At 71.1% G+C, this 16,274-nt stretch carries 11 protein-coding genes; 4 read left to right on the top strand and 7 right to left on the bottom strand.

Going from position 1 to position 16,274, the window contains the following annotated elements:
- Positions 1-20 precede the first annotated feature (20 nt).
- Positions 21-281, bottom strand: a complete 261-nt coding sequence (locus AB0I28_RS25245; protein ID WP_357497271.1) for a MerR family transcriptional regulator — start codon at positions 279-281, stop codon at positions 21-23.
- A 2,832-nt stretch (positions 282-3,113) separates the two neighbouring features.
- Here AB0I28_RS25245 and AB0I28_RS25240 point away from each other — a divergent pair.
- Together AB0I28_RS25240 and AB0I28_RS25235 are read left to right on the top strand one after the other, a co-directional pair.
- Positions 3,114-4,037 carry an ABC transporter ATP-binding protein gene (locus AB0I28_RS25240; RefSeq protein ID WP_357497211.1) on the top strand — a complete coding sequence of 308 codons (924 nt, stop codon included), beginning with the start codon at positions 3,114-3,116 and terminating at the stop codon, positions 4,035-4,037.
- Complete coding sequence (locus AB0I28_RS25235; protein WP_357497209.1) at positions 4,034-5,602, top strand: ABC transporter permease; 1,569 nt, start codon at positions 4,034-4,036, stop codon at positions 5,600-5,602. Before AB0I28_RS25240 ends, AB0I28_RS25235 begins: the two co-directional genes overlap by 4 nt.
- 35 nt (positions 5,603-5,637) lie before the next feature.
- On the opposite strand, the gene AB0I28_RS25230 is transcribed toward AB0I28_RS25235, so the two are convergent.
- From AB0I28_RS25230 to AB0I28_RS25205, 6 genes are all read right to left on the bottom strand, one after another.
- On the bottom strand, positions 5,638-6,402 hold the full coding sequence (locus AB0I28_RS25230) for a hypothetical protein (RefSeq protein WP_357497207.1): 765 nt from the start codon (positions 6,400-6,402) through the stop codon (positions 5,638-5,640).
- Between the two features lie 168 nt (positions 6,403-6,570).
- Positions 6,571-8,001, bottom strand: coding sequence for a carboxyl transferase domain-containing protein (locus tag AB0I28_RS25225; RefSeq protein WP_357497205.1), 1,431 nt, complete (start codon positions 7,999-8,001; stop codon positions 6,571-6,573).
- Positions 8,002-8,008: 7 nt separating this feature from the next.
- On the bottom strand, positions 8,009-9,229 hold the full coding sequence (gene fabF / locus AB0I28_RS25220) for a beta-ketoacyl-ACP synthase II (RefSeq protein WP_357497203.1): 1,221 nt from the start codon (positions 9,227-9,229) through the stop codon (positions 8,009-8,011).
- The gene (locus tag AB0I28_RS25215; RefSeq protein WP_357497201.1) at positions 9,226-9,468 is read right to left on the bottom strand and encodes an acyl carrier protein; all 243 of its coding nucleotides are present in this window, start codon (positions 9,466-9,468) and stop codon (positions 9,226-9,228) included. Before AB0I28_RS25215 ends, fabF begins: the two co-directional genes overlap by 4 nt.
- Positions 9,469-9,511: 43 nt before the next feature.
- On the bottom strand, positions 9,512-10,468 hold the full coding sequence (locus AB0I28_RS25210; RefSeq protein WP_357497199.1) for a beta-ketoacyl-ACP synthase III: 957 nt from the start codon (positions 10,466-10,468) through the stop codon (positions 9,512-9,514).
- On the bottom strand, positions 10,465-11,628 hold the full coding sequence (locus AB0I28_RS25205; RefSeq protein ID WP_357497197.1) for an acyltransferase domain-containing protein: 1,164 nt from the start codon (positions 11,626-11,628) through the stop codon (positions 10,465-10,467). Before AB0I28_RS25205 ends, AB0I28_RS25210 begins: the two co-directional genes overlap by 4 nt.
- 166 nt (positions 11,629-11,794) lie before the next feature.
- Here AB0I28_RS25205 and hrpA point away from each other — a divergent pair, with 166 nt between their 5' ends.
- Together hrpA and AB0I28_RS25195 are read left to right on the top strand one after the other, a co-directional pair.
- Positions 11,795-15,691, top strand: coding sequence for an ATP-dependent RNA helicase HrpA (gene hrpA / locus AB0I28_RS25200; protein ID WP_357497195.1), 3,897 nt, complete (start codon positions 11,795-11,797; stop codon positions 15,689-15,691).
- A gap of 44 nt (positions 15,692-15,735) precedes the next feature.
- The gene (locus AB0I28_RS25195) at positions 15,736-16,269 is read left to right on the top strand and encodes a GNAT family protein (protein WP_357497193.1); all 534 of its coding nucleotides are present in this window, start codon (positions 15,736-15,738) and stop codon (positions 16,267-16,269) included.
- Positions 16,270-16,274: the final 5 nt, after the last annotated feature.

The raw sequence follows: 16,274 nt of genomic DNA, 5'->3' as shown, positions 1-16,274 counted from the left end.
CGTCGAGGTCAGTGCGCGTCCTAGGTCTTGCCGTGGGCGTCGCGCTCGGCGTTGATGCGCAGGGCTTCGGCGAGCTGGTCTTCGAGGATGATGATGCGGCAGGCCGATTCGAGGGGTGTGCCCTTGTCGACGAGTTCGCGGGCCCGGCCGGCCAGGCGGAGCTGGTAGCGGGAGTAGCGGCGGTGGCCGCCGTCGGAGCGCTGCGGGGTGATGAGCTCGGCGGTGTCCAGTGAGCGGAGGAACGCCTGCGTCACGCCGAGGAGTTCGGCGGCCCGGCCCATGCTGTAGGCGGGGTAGTTGTCGTCGTCGAACTTGTCCTCGTGGCCCGTGGTGGGGATGTCCTGTGCTTCCAATAAACGCAACCTTTCGATGAACGCGGACAGGGGCTCCGGTGCGGATGCACCGGAGCCCGGAGTGTTCTTACACCATCAACCGGCCGTTAGAGCCGGTACCGAACTGCGCGTCGACCACGAAGGTGGCGGCGACACGCGAATGCGTTGTCGATACCGCTGACCACCTCCCTTTCGATGGGACCGCTGCACCCGGCGGGGGTCGTGCGAACCGCTCGGGTGATATCGGATGGCGCGCTCACTCCTTTCCCATGGATTTCCGGCCGCTGGGGCCTTTACTGTTTCGGTGTTGCCGACTTGCTTGTCGCTGGTTCTGCTGTGTTGCTGATGTTGCGGCGGTTCTGATGTTGCCGTGTTTCTGGTATTGCGGTCTTGCCTGGTATTGCTGTTTCTAGTAGCGCTGGTTTTCTGGTATCGCAATGTTTCTGGTAGTGCTGTGGTTCTGGTAGCGCTGTGTTGCTGTTCGCGGCTCACCGCCCCGGAACCCCGTGCGCTTACCTGGTCCCGGCCGCCTGAGCCGCGCTCTTGCCGTGCACTTTCACTTCACCCTTTCCCAGGGACGGTCTGTGTTGCCGACCGTCCGCGAACCTCGCCGGGAGCCCGTTCCCTTAGCGGCTCGAACCGGCGGGTCTGCATCCAGCACGGACGACTAGTCGCTGTCGTCCCTTATGGACCCTCTTAGTTCTACAAGAGAAAAGATAGCACTCGAGGCAAGGGATGTCTACAGCGGCGGGTGGAGATTTTCTGGCGGGGTGTGGGGAGGCATCGAGTGCGGCTGGGGGACCGGGGTGGGGGAGGAGTGGGGAAGGAGTGGGGGATGGGGTGGAACGCCTGGTGGCAAGGCATGGGGACGGCGGGACGGGTGGGGAGGAGGTGATGGACGGCGGGGGAGATGGGAGGAGGAGATGGGGAAGTGATGGATGGGGTGGGAGGGAAGTGCCGAGCTCCGCGAAGGACCGTCCCACCCGAACCGAACCGAACCCGAACCCCGGCCGCGCAGGGGGAAGGGAGATGGCGGTGGGTGGGGGGGAAGGGAGATGGCGAGTGGAGTGGGAGGGAAGGGAGATGGCGAGTGGAGTGGGAGGGAAGGGAGATGGCGGTGGGTGGGGGGAAGGGAGATGGCGAGTGGAGTGGGAGGGGTTATGGGGGATGTCGGCGGGGAGGGGTCGCCGGCCCTCGCGCGGCAAGCCCAGGGAAGGAACGCGATCGGCGCCGGGGCTGAGATGACGGGCCGGGCTGGGACCGCGGGGCGGGGCGAGCGGAGGAGTGGCGTGCACAGGCCTGCGTCGCAGGTGTGGGCCGAGAGGCAGAGGGGTGCGTGGGCCTGGCGCGCCTGGTGGATTCCACCCTGTGTCTTCACCTCGCGGCATGGCGGTGCGCGGGTGGAGGACCGCAAGGCGTGCCTGCCCGGCGCTGGCGATGGCGATGGCGATTGGGGCCGCAGCGGTGGTCGTGGAGCGGGGCGGGCGCTGTTAGCGTGGCGCACGCACAGGGCGGGCCGGGCCGGGTGAGGCAGGGCCAGGTAGAACCAAGCAGAACCAGGCCGAGCCGTACTGGCCGAGACGGGCCGGGTCGTGCGAGCCGAGCTGGGCCGGGCCGTGCGGGCCTCGGTGTGAGGGTGGCGGCCGCGTCGCGCGCTGCCGACGTGAGGACCGCGCCGTCAACTCCCACCCCTCCGCGCGCGACCGTGCTGCGGTGGTGAACACGTCTCCCAGGCCGTTCTCGCGCGGCCGCAGGTCACCGGTGGCGGTGGTCCGCCGGGCGCCTTTCATCTGTCCATGGCGGGACCTGCGGGGGCGCCCCTCGGCCGACCATCCGGTTCTCCTGCTCGCGTTCCCCTCTCGCCAGTCGGCGTCGTCGGGCATATCTCCTGCCGGACTCACGCCAATCCGCCAATCCGCCAATCCGCGACTCACGCTGGTCCGCCGGTCCGCCGGTCCGGCGTCCCGAGCCCCGGCCTCCTTGCGCGGGATTCCCGTCCCGGTTGCCCGCTCCATCCGCTCGCCCGGCGCCGCCGGGTTCTCCGCCGAGGCGTCGGCCCAACGTCGGCGGGTTACCTCTTCCTCCCGGCGGGTCTGCGCCCACGACCGGTTCAGAGGCGTCAGGTTTTCCCGCTCCCTCGCCGCTCCTGCGCCCACCGGCTGCGCGCCGCCGGGCTTCCCCTTCCGCCGGTCGGACCTGCGCTCACGCGCTGGTCCGGCACCGTGGGGCTTCCCGGTCTCTCCCGCTGGACCTGCGCTCACGCGCTGGTCCGGCACCGTGGGCTTCCCGGCCTCTCCCGCCGGACCGTGCCCACGCGCTCGCCCGCCAGCGTGGGACTTTCCGGCCTCTCCCGCCGGACCTGCGCCCAAGCGCTGGCCGTCGCCGGATTCGCCTTCCTGCGAGTTTGCGCTCGCGTGCCGCCCAGCACCGCTGATCCCCTGCGGGACATTCGTTGCCCCGTTCCGCGCCCAGTCTGCCTAGTCCAGTCCTCCGGCAGGCCCTTCCCGCAGCCCGCCCCGCGCCCAGCCCGGCACCGCCCCTCGCCGGGTGTCCGCCCGCCGGGTTCCCCGCAGTCCCCGCCACCCGCCCAGTCGCCACGCGCAGTCCGTGCCCAGCCCGCCCCCTGCCCCCCCGCAGCCCTCACACCGGATCTCCACCCGCCCCGCCTGCCCCGCTCCACCCCAGCCCTGCCCGCTCCACCCGCCCCCTAGCCCTCGTCCCAGCACGGGTGTACCGTCAACAACGTTCAGAAGGTTCACTACTTACTGAAAGATAAAAACCATGATCGCTCCCACCCCCATCACCGCCACCGGCCTCCGCAAGCGCTTCGGCGCCACCACCGCCCTCGACGGCCTCGACCTCGAAGTCCACGCCGGCGAGATCCACGGTTTCCTCGGCCCGAACGGCGCCGGCAAGTCCACGACGATCCGGATCCTGCTCGGCCTCATGCGCGGCGACGGGGGGCGGGCCGTCGTCCTCGGCGGCGACCCGTGGCGCGACGCCACCGAACTCCACCGCCGTATCGCCTACGTCCCCGGCGACGTGGACCTGTGGCCGCAGCTCACCGGCGGCGAGGCGATCGACCTCCTCGGCGCGGTCCGCGGCGTCGCCTCCACCCGTGCCCCCAACACCCCCACCGCGCGCCGCAACGAGCTCATCGAACTCTTCGACCTCGACCCCCGCAAGAAGTGCCGCGCCTACTCCAAGGGCAACCGCCAGAAGGTCGCCCTCATCGCCGCCTTCGCCTCCGACGCCGAACTCCTCATCCTCGACGAACCAACCTCGGGCCTCGACCCGCTGATGGAGGCCGTTTTCCAGCGCCGCGTCCTCGCCGAACGCGACCGGGGCCGCACGATCCTCCTGTCCAGCCACATCCTCTCCGAGGTCGAGGCCCTCTGCGACCGCGTCAGCATCGTCCGCAAGGGCCGCACCGTCGAGACCGGCACGCTCGCCGACCTCCGCCACCTCACCCGCACGTCGGTCACCGCCACCCTCGCCGGACCCCCGGCGGGCCTGGCCGCCCTCCCCGGCGTCACCGACGTCGCCACCGACGGCGACACGGTCACCTTCCACGTCGCCGACGGCCGCCTCGAAGCCGCCATGAGGCTCCTGGCCGCCGTCGGCATCCGCTCCATCACCAGCCGCCCGCCCACCCTCGAAGAACTCTTCCTGCGCCACTACGAAAGCGAGGCGACGGTCCGATGACCGGCACACTCCGGCTCCTGCGGCTCGTCCTGCGCCGCGAACGCGTCCTCGCTCCACTGTGGATCCTCCTGCTCGGCTCCTTCGCCGCCGGGCAGGCCGGCCGCTACGCCGCCACCTTCACCTCCGACTCCGCGATCGCCGACTTCGCCGCCGAGATGGCCGGCAACAAGGCCCTGCTCGCCTTCTCCGGCCAGGTCTACTCACCGACTCTCCCCGGCATGACCGTCTGGAAGATCGCCGACACCGTCTTCGTCCTCATCGGCCTCGTCGCCGTCCTCACCGTCGTGCGCCACACCCGCGCCGAGGAGGACGGCGGCCGCGCCGAACTCCTCGGCGCCGGAGCCGTCGGCCGTGCCGCACCGCTTTCCGCCGCGCTGCTGTTCACCTGGTCGGCCTGCGCCCTCACCGGACTCGTCGCCGCCCTCGGCATGATGAAGCAGGGCTTCGACGCCGAAGGCTCCATCGCGTTCGGCCTTGCCGTGGCCGCGGTCGGCATCGTCTTCGCGGCCGTCGCCGCCCTCGCCGCGCAGCTCACCGACAACGCCCGCGGCGCCGTCGGCCTCGCCGGACTCGCCCTCGCCGTCGGCTACGTCCTGCGCTTCCTCGCCGACGGCGGCGACCGCGAACCGCTCAAGTGGTTCTCCCCGCAAGGCTGGAGCCACCTCGTCAAGGCCTACGCCGGCAACGACCTCACCCCGCTCGCCCTCAGCCTCGCCCTGACCACGGCGGCCACCACCGGCGCCTACGCCCTGCGAGCCCGGCGCGACCTCGGCGCCGGCCTCATCGCCCAGAAGTCCGGCCCCGCCGACGGTCGGCTCCGCTCCCCGCTCGCGCTCGCCTGGCGCGTCCAGCGCGGACTGCTCACCGGGTGGCTCGCCGGGATCACCGTCGCCGGAATCGCCTTCGGCTCACTCGCCACGGCCATCCCCGGCCTGGCCGGGCAGGGCGCGTCCATCACCGAGTTCTTCGACCGCTACGCAGCTGGCGGCCACACCGACCTCGTCGACACCTACCTGTGGCTCATGGCCCTCAGCCTCGGCTACGTCACCGCCCTCTACCCGCTCCTCGCCGTCCTGCGCATGCGCGCCGAGGAGACCGGGGGCCGCGCCGAACTCCTCCTCGCCGGGGCCCTCTCCCGCACCCGCTGGGCCGGCGGGCACCTGCTCATCGCCGCCGCCGGCTCCGCCGCGATCCTCACCCTCGGCGGACTCGCGATGGGCGCGGTGGCCGGCGACCCGTGGCGCGTGCTCGGCGCCGTCGCCCTCCAGACACCCGCCGTCTGGGCGACCGCCTCGGTCGGCGTGCTCGCCTTCGGGCTGCTGCCGAAGGCGACCGGCTGGATCTGCTGGGGCGTCTTCCTCTTCGTCAACCTCTTCGGGGAGATCCTCGGGCCGATCGTCGGGATCCCTTACTCGGCCTCGAAGACCGTCATTCCCTTCCTGTACCTGCCCAAGGTGATCTCCGGCGGCGACTTCACGGCCCTGCCGGTGCTCGCCCTCGCGGCCCTGGCGGTGCTGTTCACGGCCGCGGGCGTGGCCGGGCTGCGCAGGCGCGCGGTCGCCTGACCGCGATGCCCCGGCCGTCGTGCCGGGGCATCTGCTCACCTCCCCGAGCGCCCGGTCCCACCGCACAGGTCGCACATGCTCCCATCGGCGTAGCCGCCGGTCCCCGCGCAGATCGTGCAGGGCAGACTCCGCGCGCCGGGCGTCTCACCGTGGAACACCGCGCGCTCGACGGCCTGCACCAGGTACTCCGCGCCCGGCGTGAAGCCGGTGACCGTCACGGTGCCGCCGCCGTGCAGCAGGAAGCGGCAGTGCCCGTCTCGGCCGGTCACCCGGTGGTACCAGCCGCCGTTGCCGGGTGTGGGTTTCACATCGGCGATGGTGTCCCACGCGAAGGTCCTGGTGGCACCGGCGTAGGAGTGCGCGAGGCCGCCCTCGTGGACGTCGAAGACCTCACCGCGCCTGGCCCAGGAGAGGCCGCCCAGGACGAGCCCGAAGGCCACGGCGCCCAGCCCGCCGCCGAGCAGGACACCGCCGCAAGGGCCGGGGGTCGTGACGCTGTCCCAGGTGAGGACCGTCGCCGGAACCGCGAAGGCCAGCACGATCAACCCGCCGCAGAACGCGCAGATCGCGGTGACGGCCCGGCGGTTGTTGTCGGTGGTGTAGGTCTGCACGTGGCGGCCGAGCGCCTCGACGGAGACCGGTGAGCCCGCGGGTGGAAGCCGTGCCCGCGATGGCCGGGTCGCGGCGAGCGCGGCGACCCGTTCGTTTTCCTTGCGGCGGGCGACGACGTAGGCGATTACGCCGACGGTGACCGGGAAGACGACGATGAGGGCTGTCGCGAGGACGATCGCGGGATCCATCTCGGCTCCAAACGTCGAAGAGGCGTCGAACGCCGACAACGTTGCACAAGTCCGTCGAATCGCACAACGGTCATCGCGCCGGGTCGAGACGAGGCCACGCGTGCGGGCTCCAGGACGCATCGATGCCCCGGTCCGCACCGGACCGGGGCATCGTGAAAGCGCTTCGTCCTACAGGGGGATGTTGCCGTGCGCGCCGCGCGCGGCCGGTGCCGCCGCGATCGCCTCGGCGATGCGCCGGCGCGTGTCGGCCGGCTTGATGACCTCGTCGACGACGCCGATCTCGACGGCCTTGGCAACACCGCCGGCGACCCGCTCCTGTTCGGCGATCAGCTCCTGCCGCAGGACCTCGCGCTGCTCGGGCGGGCAGGCGGCGAGCTTCCTGCGGTGCAGGATGTTCACCGCGGCGGCGGCGCCCATGACGGCGACCTCGGCGTCGGGCCACGCGAAGACCGCCGTCGCGCCGAGCGCGCGTCCGTTCATCGCGATGTAGGCGCCGCCGTAGGTCTTGCGCGTCACGAGGGTGACACGCGGGACGACCGCCTCGGCGAAGGCGTGCAGCAGTTTCGCGCCGCGTCGCACCACGCCGTCCCATTCCTGGCCGAGGCCGGGCAGGTACCCGGGCACGTCGACCAGCACCACCAGCGGAACCCCGAGCGCGTCGCACATGCGCACGAAGCGGGCCGCCTTCTCCGCGCTGGACGTGTCGAGGCAGCCGCCGAGCCGCAGCGGGTTGTTGGCGATCACGCCGATCGTGCGCCCGCCGAAGCGGCCGAGCGTGGTCACGATGTTGGGCGCCCAGCGGGCGTGCAGCTCCACCGGCGCCTCGATGTCGCTCCCCTCGGGATCGTCGAGGAGACGCCGCACGACCGGCTTGACGTCGTAGGCGCGGTTGGCGCGGTCGGGGAGCAGCAGCGACAGGTCCTCGCTCGGCGAGGCGTCGGCCACCGACAGGCGGCCCTGCCCGCCCAGCAGGGAGGCGACGCGGCGGCCCGTGTCGATCGCCTCCGCCTCGGTCTTCGTGGTCACGTGCACCACGCCCGAGCGGCGGCCGTGCGGTTCGGGACCGCCGAGCCTGGCCATGTCGACCTGCTCACCGGTCACGCTGCGGACGACCTCGGGACCGGTCACGAAGATCCGGCCCGCGTCGGACATGATCACCACGTCGGTCAGCGCCGGCCCGTAGGCGCCGCCGCCGGCGGCCGGGCCGAGCACGATCGAGATCTGCGCGACCCGGCCCGACGCGCGCACCATCGCGGCGAAGACCTGCCCGACCGCGTCGAGCGCCACCACGCCCTCGGCGAGGCGGGCTCCCCCCGAGTGCCAGATCCCGACCACCGGCACGCGCTCGCGAACGGCGAGGTCGATCGCCTCGACGGTGTGCGCGCACCCGTCGAGCCCCATCGCGCCGCCCATCAGGCGGGCGTCGGAGCAGTAGGCGACCACCGGTGTCCCGTTCACGTCGCCGCGCGCGGTCATCACGCCCGAGTCGTCGCGACCGGAGATGTGGCGCATCGTGCCCTGGTCGAACAGGTCACGCAGCCGCACCTCCGGGTCGCGCCGGTCGATCACGGGCGCCTCGGCGGTGACCGGGGTCGTCATTTCGTCCTCAGGCCTTCACGAACAGCAGCGACACGTTGTGCCCGCCGAAGCCGAAGGAGTTGTTCAGGGCGGCCGGGACGGCCATCTCCCGCTTGACGTCGCGGGCGACTTCGAGGTCGAGCGCGTCGTCGGGGTCCTCGAGGTTGATGGTCGGAGGGACCACGTCGTTTCGCACGGCCAGGATCGCGGCGATCGACTCGACGGCACCGGCGCCGCCCAGCAGGTGACCGGTCATCGACTTGGTGCTGGTCAGCAGCACGTGGTCGCCGATGGCGGTCTTGATGCCGTGCACCTCGCCGACGTCCCCGACGGGAGTCGAGGTGGCGTGGGCGTTGACGTGCTTGACGTCGCCGCCTTCCAGGCCTGCGTCGCTGAGCGCGAAGCGCATCGCGCGGATGCCGCCCTCGGGGTCGGGCTGGACGATGTCGAAGCCGTCGGAGGTCAGACCCGCGCCGGCGAGCCTGGCGTAGACCTTCGCGCCGCGCGCGGCGGCGTGGTCGGCACGCTCCAGGACCACCGCACCGGCGCCTTCGCCCATGACGAAGCCGTCGCGGGCCTTGTCCCAGGGACGGGAGGCGCGCTGCGGTTCGTCGTTGCGGGTCGAAAGGGCCCGCATCGAGGCGAAACCGGCCAGCGGCAGGGCGTGGATGACCGCCTCGCAGCCGCCGGCGACGACGATGTCGGCGCGGCCGGAGCGGATCATGTCGAGGCCCCACGCGATGGCCTCGTTGCCCGTCGCGCAGGCGCTGGTCGGGGCGTGCACCCCGGCCTTGGCGCCCAGTTCGAGGCCGATCCAGGCGGCCGGCCCGTTCGGCATGAGCATCGGCACGGTGTGCGGCGACACCCGGCGGGGGCCGGAGGCCTCCAGGATGTCGTCCTGGGCGAGCAGGGTGGTCGCCCCGCCGATCCCGCTGCCGAAGCAGACGCCGAGGCGGTACTTGTCGACGTCGTCGTCGACCGCGGCCAGTCCGGCGTCGGCGTAGGCCTCACGCGCGGCGATGATCGCGATCTGCTCACTGCGGTCGAGCCGGCGCAGGCGCACCCGATCGATCTTCTCCGAGGGCTCGACGGCCAGCTGCGCGGCGATGCGCACCGGCAGCTGCGCGGCCCAGTCCTGGGTGAGCGGTCCGACACCCGAGCGGCCTTCGAGCATGGCCTCCCAGGTGGACGCGACGTCCCCGCCGAGCGGGGTCGTCGCGCCTAGACCTGTGATGACTACGTCGGTCACTTGGGAGCCTTCTCGATGAACGTCACGGCGTCACCGACCGTCTTGAGGTTCTGGACCTCGTCGTCGGGGATCTTGACGTTGAAGCGCTCTTCGGCGGCGACGACGACCTCGACCATGGACAGCGAGTCGACGTCCAGGTCGTCGGTGAACGACTTGTCCTCGGCGGCGTCCTCGGGGTTCACACCGGCGACCTCTTCGAGGATTTCGGCAAGGCCTTCACGGATCTCGTCACGGGTCATTACTGGTTCTTCCTTCCGGTTGTCAGTCACTTCTGGGTGACAGCTAGGGGCAACGGATGATCTGGCCGGCGTAGGTGAGCCCGCCTCCGAAGCCGAAGAGCAGGACCGGCGCGCCCGAAGCGATCTCGCCGCGCGCCACCATCTTGGACAGAGCGAGAGGGACCGACGCCGCGGAGGTGTTGCCCGACTCCACGATGTCACGGGCGATGACGGCGTTGTCGGCGCCCAGTCGTTTCGCGATGCCCTCGATGATGCGCAGGTTGGCCTGGTGGAAGACGACCGCGCCCACGTCACCGATGTCGACCCCGGCCGCCTCGGCGGTCTTGCGGGCCAGCGGGGCGAGGGTCGTGGTCGCCCAGCGGAACACCGACTGGCCGTCCTGGTTGATGTAGGGGTGCTCGGCGGAGATGCGCACGGCGGTGCTCATCTCGGGAACCGATCCCCACACGACCGGGCCGACTCCGGGGGCCTCGTCGCCCTCGACGGGGGCCAGGACCACCGCGCCGGCGCCGTCGCCGAAGAGGATGCACGTCGAGCGGTCGGTCCAGTCGGTGAAGTCGGAGAGCTTCTCGACGCCGATGACCAGCGCCCTGGTGGCGGCGCCGGCGCGGATGGCGTGGTCGGCGACGGCGACGGCGTGGGAGAAGCCCGAGCAGGCGGTGTTGACGTCCATCGCGGCGGGCGCGGTGATCCCGAGCCGGGCGGCGACGGTCGCGGCGACGTTGGGCACGCGGTCGACGGCGCTGCACGTGGCCACGACGACGATGTCGACGTCGGCGGCGGCCAGGCCCGAGCCGGCCAGGGCCTTCTCGGCGGCCGAGGCGGCCATGTCGGCGACCGACTCGTCCTCGGCGACGCGCCGCTCCTTGATGCCGACCCGGCTGACGATCCACTCGTCGTTGGTCTCGACCATCTTGGCGAGGTCTTCGTTGGTGAGGATCTTCGACGGCTGGTAGTGGCCGATGCCGATGACCTTGGTCCCGTTGACGCCGGTGGTCACAGGATGCCTCCAGGATGGATGCGGGCGAGCGGTTGACCGGCGGCGATCGGGTCGTCGTCGGAGGCGAGCCATTCGACGAGCACTCCGGTGTGCGCGGCGACGAGGTCGACGGGCTCCCGGCGGGTCAGCACCCGTCCGAGCAGGTCGCCCTCGGTGACCTCGGCGCCCTCGGCGATCTCGGCCGGGGCGAATCGCCCGGCGGCCGGTGAGACCGCGACGTGGAACGAGACGCCGGGCTCGGTGCTCGGCACCACCCCGTGCCGCGCGATCAGGTCGCGGGCCTTGCCGAGGTCGTCGGGCGTGTTGACGGTGACGATCTCGATGCCCTTGAGCGCGCGCTTCGCCAGACCCGCGAGCGTCCCGGCGGGCGGCAGCTCGATGATCGCGGTGACGCCGAGGTCGGCGAGCGTCGTCATGCACTTGTCCCAGCGGACCGGCGAGGTGACCTGGCGGACCAGACGGCGCACGGTCTCCTGGCCGCCCGCGACGGCGGCGCCGTCGGCGTTGGACAGCAGGATCCGGCGCGGGTCGTGGCTGGTGATGCCGCCGGCGAGCTCTTCGAGGGCCGCGCGGGCGGTGGCCATGTACGGGGTGTGGAAGGCACCGGCGACCTGGAGCTTGATGATCCGGGCCTTCGCGGGCGGCTGCGCGGCGAGTTTGTCGATCGCCTCGGCCGAGCCGGCGGCGACGGTCTGCCCGGCGCCGTTGACGTTGGCGGCGTAGGCGCCGGCGGCCTCGATGGCGGCGGCGACCTCGTCGGGGTCCCCGCCGAGGACGGCGGCCATCCCGGTCTCTTCGAGGGCGCAGGCGGCGGCCATCTCGCGGCCGCGGACGGCGGCCAGCGTCAGCGCGGTCTCACTGGAGAAGACCCCGGCCAGCGACCCGGCGGTGATCTCGCCGATCGAGTGCCCGGCGAGCAGGCCCACGTCGTGCAGCGGGAGGTGCTCGGCGGCCAGGAGACCGGCGGCGACCAGCAGGGGCTGGGTCTTGGCGGTGTCCTTGATCTCGTCGGCGTCGGCTTCGGTGCCCAGGTGGACCAGGTCGACGCCGGCGAGGGCCGACCACCAGTTCAGGCGCGCTCGCGCGCCCGGGAGGTCGAGCCAGGGGGACAGGAAGCCGGGCTTCTGGGAGCCCTGGCCTGGAGCCAGTAGAGCTAGCACCCGTTGACTGTCGCCCACTTGTCACTCTCCGCGCGAGAGCGCCGCCTACGAGATCGAACGAGGTCTGTTGGAGGGTTCCTACAAATGGGGCTGGTGGGTATGCCCAAGAGGGCGTGACGGAAAACCAGACGACCTCGTCACAGTGCTGGCCTATTCTTGATCGGCCATGACTGCGCCTGACCGATCCTCCCCCGCCGCCCTGCGCCGCCGCCTGTCCGAGCTCCTGCCCGCCGACGAGGCGCGCCTGCGTCGCAGGCTGGACGGTCTGCGCGGGGCCGAGCCGAACCCGGGCGTCCTCGCCGAACTCATCACGAACATAGAGCAGGCCGAGGCCAAGATGGCCTCCCGCCGCGCGGCGGTGCCGAAGATCACCTACCCGCCGCAGTTGCCGGTCAGCGAGCGCCGCGACGAGATCCTGGCCGCCATCCGCGACAACCAGGTCGTCATCGTCGCCGGTGAGACCGGTTCGGGCAAGACCACCCAGATCCCCAAGATCTGCCTGGAGGCCGGCCGCGGCATTCGCGGGCGCATCGGCCACACCCAGCCGCGCCGCCTGGCCGCACGCACCGTCGCCTCCCGCATCGCCGAGGAACTCGGCACCGAGCTCGGCGGCGCCGTCGGCTGGAAGGTCCGCTTCACCGACAAGGTCGGCGACAACACCCTCGTCAAGTTGATGACCGACGGCATCCTGCTCGCCGAGATCCAGTCCGACCGGCTGCTGCGCGCCTACGACACGATCATCATCGACGAGGCCCACGAGCGCAGCCTCAACATCGACTTCATCCTCGGCTACCTCAAGCAGCTCCTGCCCCGCCGGCCGGACCTGAAGGTCGTCATCACCTCGGCGACCATCGAGACCGAGCGCTTCTCCCAGCACTTCGGCGACGCGCCCGTCATCGAGGTCTCGGGGCGCACCTATCCCGTCGAGGTCCGCTACCGGCCGATCTTCGACGAGGCCGAGGACCGCGACGAGGACCCCGACCAGATCTCGGCGATCATCGAGGCCGTCGAGGAACTGTCCCTCGAAGCGCCCGGCGACGTGCTGGTCTTCCTGTCCGGCGAGCGCGAGATCCGCGACACCGCCGACGCGCTGAACAAGAAGAAGTACCGCAACACCGAGGTGCTTCCCCTGTACGCCAGGCTCTCCAGCGCCGAGCAGCAGCGGATCTTCCAGTCGCATCCCGGCCGGCGGATCGTACTGGCCACCAACGTCGCCGAGACCTCGCTGACGGTCCCGGGCATCAAGTACGTGGTCGACCCGGGCACCGCGCGGATCTCGCGCTACAGCCACCGCACGAAGGTGCAGCGCCTGCCGATCGAGCCGGTGTCGCAGGCCTCGGCCAATCAGCGCAAGGGCCGCTGCGGCCGTACCTCCGACGGCATCTGCATCCGGCTGTACGCCGAGACCGACTTCACCTCGCGTCCGGAGTACACCGATCCGGAGATCCTGCGCACCAACCTGGCCTCGGTCATCCTGCAGATGACCGCCGCCGGGCTCGGCGAGATCGAGAGCTTCCCCTTCATCGACCCGCCCGACCGCCGCAACATCAAGGCCGGCATCGAGCTGCTGGTCGAGCTGGGCGCGATCGACCCGGCGCAGGAGGATCCGCGCAAGCGCCTGACGCAGTTGGGCCGCAAGCTGGCCGCGCTGCCCGTCGACCCGCGCCTGGCGCGGATGGTCCTGGAGGCCGAGCGCAACGGCTGCGTGCGCGAGGTCATGATCATCGCCTCGGCGCTGTCCATTCAGGACCCGCGGGAGCGTCCGGTCGAGAAGCGCGAGGCCGCCGACCAGAAGCACGCCCGCTTCGCCGACCCCGAGTCGGACTTCATGGCCTACGTCAACCTGTGGAACCACCTCACCGAGCAGCAGCGCGAGCTGTCGTCGAACCAGTTCCGCCGCACGGTGAAGTCGGAGTACCTGAACTTCCTGCGGGTGCGCGAGTGGCAGGACATCCACAGCCAGCTCCGCCAGGTCCTCAAAGGACTCGGGATCCAGCCGGGCGACACCGTCGCCGACCCCAAGAACGTGCACACCGCGCTCCTGTCGGGTCTGCTGAGCCACATCGGCCTCAAGGACGGCGACAAGCGCGAGTACACCGGGGCCCGGGGCGCGAGGTTCGCGATCTTCCCGGGCTCTTCGCTGTTCAAGAAGACGCCGCGCTGGGTGATGGCGGCCGAACTGGTCGAGACCTCCCGCCTGTGGGGCCGCATCGCCGCCAAGATCGAGCCCGAGCAGGTCGAACCGCTCGCCGGCCACCTCGTGAAGCGGACCTACAGCGAGCCGCACTGGGAGAAGAAGGCCGCCGCGGTGATGGCCTTCGAGAAGGTCACGCTCTACGGCGTGCCGATCGTGGCCAAACGCAAGGTCAACTACGGGCGCATCGACCCGCCGGTGGCGCGGGAACTGTTCATCCGCAGCGCCCTCGTCGAAGGCGACTGGGACACCCACCACCGCTTCTTCAGCGACAACCGCGCGCTGCTCGACGACGTCGAGGAGCTGGAGCACCGGGTCCGCCGCCGCGACATCCTCGTCGACGACGAGACGCTCTTCGACTTCTACGACCAGCGGATCCCCGCCGACGTCGTCTCCGGCAGGCACTTCGACTCCTGGTGGAAGAAGGCCCGCCACGATCAGCCCGACCTGCTGAGCTTCGAGAAGTCGATGCTCATCAACGAGGGCGCCGGCGGCGTCAACCGCGACGACTACCCCGACTTCTGGGACAGCGCGGCCGGCATCCGGTTGCGTCTGTCCTACCAGTTCGAGCCGGGCGACGCCGCCGACGGCGTCACCGTCCACATTCCACTCCCGGTGCTCAACCAGATCACGCCGGAGGAGTTCACCTGGCAGATCCCGGGCCTGCGCGAGGAACTGGCGACCACGCTGATCAAGTCGCTGCCGAAGAACCTCCGCCGCAACTTCGTGCCCGCCCCGGACTACGCCCGCGCCGCGCTGCACACCATGTCGCCCGGCGAGCGCTCGATGACCGACGAGCTGGAGACGGCGCTGCGGACCCTGACCGGCGTGCCGGTCCCGCACGGTTCCTGGGACTTCACGAAGGTCCCGGCGCACCTGCTGATGACCTTTCGCATCCTCGACGACAAGGGCAAGCGCATCGGTGAGAGCCGCGACCTCTCGGCGCTGCGCACCGAACTGGCCGGCCAGATCCGCGCCGAGGTGAACCTCGACGCCGACAGCGTCACCCGCGAGGGCCTGCGGACCTGGGACTTCGGCGCGCTGCCGCGCCTGTACGAACGCAAACGCGGCGGCTACGAGATCAAGTCCTACCCGGCCCTGGTCGACGAGGGCGCCAGCGTCGCCATCCGCCTGCTCGACACCCCCGCCGAGCAGAGCCGCGCGATGTGGGCGGGCACCCGCAGGCTCCTGCTGCTCAACAGTCCCTCGCCGATCAAGCACGTCCTCGGGCGCCTGTCCAACCCCGCGAAGCTGGCGCTGGCGGCCAACCCCTACGCCAAGATGGGCGACCTCTTCGACGACTGCGTCACCTGCGCCGCCGACACCCTCATGACCCGCAACGGCGGGGTCGTGTGGGACCGCGACTCCTTCACCGCGCTCCACGACGCCTTCCGCGCCGAGCTGATCGACACCACCGACCTGGCGGTGCAGACCGTCCGCAAGGTGCTGGTCATCTGGCACCGCATCGACAAGCGCCTGAAGGGAACGGGCAACCTGGCCTGGCTGCCGTCGCTGACCGACATGCGCCAGCAGCTCAACGGCCTGGTGTTCCCCGGGTTCGTCTCGGCGACCGGGCTGCACATGCTCGCGCACCTGCCGCGCTACCTGGAGGCCGTCGACCGGCGCCTCGACCGGATCGGCCAGAACCCCGGCCGCGACCGGGACCTGACCGAGCAGCTGGAGTACGTCGAGGAGGCCTACGCGAAGCTGCTCGCCGAGCTGCCGCCCTCGCGGCGGTCCTCGGTCGACGTCAAGAACATCCGCTGGATGATCGAGGAACTGCGGGTCAGCTACTTCGCGCAGGGGCTCGGCACGGCCTACGCGATCTCCGAGCAGCGCATCGCCAAGGCGATCAACTCGGTGCGCTAGTTAAGCGGTCGACACGGTGATCACCAGCGGCGACGATGCCACCGATGACTACACATGACGTACCACCCGTCCGCCTGGTCGACCTGTCGCACGAGGCACTGAAGGCCCTGCTCGCCGACGACCTCGCCGAGGGCAGCCGCCTGACCGGGATCGAGCTGACGCCGGAGCTGATCAGCGAACGCAACAAGCGCACCTGGAAGTACCGTGTCGATTTGCTGGCCGTGGACCCCGCCGCCGAGGCGTGGGCCCTGCCGCAGGTGGCCCTCAACGCCGACGGTGAGATCGTCGGGCGCGGCGGCTTCCACGGCCCCCCGGATGAGCGGGGCATGGTCGAGGTCGGCTACTCCGTGGATCCCGGGCACCGCCGCAAGGGCTACGCCACGGCGCTGCTGGCGGCCATGCTCAAGCGGGCCGCCGAGGCGCCCGACGCGCTCGTCGTGCGCGCCTCGGTCAGCCCGGACAACGTCGCCTCGCTGGCCACGATCGCGAAGTTCGGCTTCGTCCACGTCGGCGAGCTGATGGACGACGAGGACGGCCTGGAACTTCTCTACGAGCGCCCCGCACAGGACGCGTCCTGATGTAG

The organism is Phytomonospora sp. NPDC050363, from assembly GCF_040655735.1.
Classification (GTDB): Bacteria; Actinomycetota; Actinomycetes; order Mycobacteriales; family Micromonosporaceae; genus Phytomonospora.
The sequence above is the reverse complement of the archived record's forward strand: the minus strand, read 5'-3'. Positions and strand labels throughout refer to the sequence as shown.

Excerpts from the sequence above, each read along its gene's own strand:
- AB0I28_RS25225 (WP_357497205.1), bottom strand. The coding sequence starts at position 8,001 with ATGACGACCCCGGTCACCGCCGAGGCGCCCGTGATCGACCGGCGCGAC.
- AB0I28_RS25230 (WP_357497207.1), bottom strand. The coding sequence starts at position 6,402 with ATGGATCCCGCGATCGTCCTCGCGACAGCCCTCATCGTCGTCTTCCCG.
- AB0I28_RS25215 (WP_357497201.1), bottom strand. The coding sequence starts at position 9,468 with ATGACCCGTGACGAGATCCGTGAAGGCCTTGCCGAAATCCTCGAAGAG.
- hrpA (WP_357497195.1), top strand. The coding sequence starts at position 11,795 with ATGACTGCGCCTGACCGATCCTCCCCCGCCGCCCTGCGCCGCCGCCTG.
- AB0I28_RS25235 (WP_357497209.1), top strand. The coding sequence starts at position 4,034 with ATGACCGGCACACTCCGGCTCCTGCGGCTCGTCCTGCGCCGCGAACGC.
- AB0I28_RS25245 (WP_357497271.1), bottom strand. The coding sequence starts at position 281 with ATGGGCCGGGCCGCCGAACTCCTCGGCGTGACGCAGGCGTTCCTCCGC.
- AB0I28_RS25240 (WP_357497211.1), top strand. The coding sequence starts at position 3,114 with ATGATCGCTCCCACCCCCATCACCGCCACCGGCCTCCGCAAGCGCTTC.
- AB0I28_RS25195 (WP_357497193.1), top strand. The coding sequence starts at position 15,736 with ATGACTACACATGACGTACCACCCGTCCGCCTGGTCGACCTGTCGCAC.